Here is an 853-nt window from a genome sequence, read left to right as displayed (position 1 = left end):
AGCCACTGGAAAGCGGCGCCTGGGCTCATTGTCTGGAGCGACTCGTCGAGCCCGAAGACTCGGCGTTCGATCCGCTCTGGCAGGCACAAGCGCCGGGAGTCGATGTGCTGCAGCGGGCCCGCGTCCGACAGCTCTGCGGCGTATTGCTGGAAGATCCGTATTACCGTCTGCGACACCTGCAGGCCCGTCTGTCGGACCAGCAACGCCTGCTGCATCTGTGCGGCGCGTGGGCCAGTCGGCAAGCCCATCACGCCAGCGCGCTGCTGATCCAGCAGTTGATCGTGCCCGGCGAGATCGGCGGGAAGAAAAACCCGTTGCAACACAGCCTCGATATCCTGGGGAAACGCGGTCGATGCGAGATCAACCGCCTGACCGCCGCTCGCGAACGCGCGCGGATCTGGCGCCGGCTCGACCGTGGCCAGACGTTGCTGAGCGACAGCCTGCAACAACCGTCGGTGCAACAGGCGGTGGCCGATCACCTGAGCCTGGAACACTTCGAGTACGCGGCGGCGCTGCATTTTGTCAGCCGGTTGTTCGCAGTGCTGGCTACGCATCCGGCGCAACTGGACGCCCTGGCGGTCAATGGCGATATCACCGATGCCGCCACCGGGGTCAGTCTGGTCAGCACCGGTGTCAGTGCCGGACAGCGTTTTATCAGCGCGCTGGCGACGGACAGGCGCCACCCTCTGCACCCGATGCTCTGGCCGGATCCGGACCAGCAGGATTTGAGCCGACCTTACCTGATGCCCCTGATCGCCGCCCCGAACCTGGGCGACGGCCACTGGCGCGCCACTGAGCTGGCGAAAATGGAGCAACTCGGAGCGCCCAACGCCGAACAACAGACGCAACTCGA

1 pseudogene is annotated in these 853 nt (G+C 65.5%); it reads left to right on the top strand.

Features of this window, described 5'->3' with window-relative positions:
* Positions 1 to 853 (top strand): annotated as a pseudogene (locus CWE01_RS33190) (hypothetical protein); the annotation flags it as partial.

It is taken from the genome of Pseudomonas sp. QS1027 (assembly GCF_002814235.1).
GTDB lineage: Bacteria > Pseudomonadota > Gammaproteobacteria > Pseudomonadales > Pseudomonadaceae > Aquipseudomonas.
This window is presented reverse-complemented; position numbering and strand designations above follow the sequence as displayed.